The 215-nt window shown below is 43.7% G+C and carries 1 protein-coding gene; it reads left to right on the top strand.

Annotated features, from left to right (window positions below; all coding sequences use genetic code 11):
- Positions 1 to 215: reverse transcriptase domain-containing protein (locus UGRO018_RS17925; protein ID WP_416327871.1), on the top strand; the 215-nt coding region annotated here is incomplete at both ends.

The following is a 215-nucleotide window of genomic DNA, read 5'->3' as shown; positions in this document are numbered from 1 at the left end:
AAAACGAGTGCAAATACCAAAGGACGCCGGAAGTAAGAGAAATTTGGGAATTCCAGCAGTAAGGGACAGGTGGATAGAACAGGCGGTATGCCAGCAACTAATGCCAATCTTTGAAAAAGAGTTCTCAAACTTTAGTTACGGATTTCGACCAGGAAGAAAAGCCGAACAGGCAGTCACAAGAGCATTGGAGTACATGAATGATGGATATGAATGGG

Source organism: Hoskinsella mucinilytica (assembly GCF_045223415.1).
In the GTDB taxonomy this organism is placed as follows: domain Bacteria; phylum Bacillota_I; class Bacilli_A; order Erysipelotrichales; family Erysipelotrichaceae; genus Hoskinsella; species Hoskinsella mucinilytica.
The sequence above is the reverse complement of the archived record's forward strand: the minus strand, read 5'-3'. Positions and strand labels throughout refer to the sequence as shown.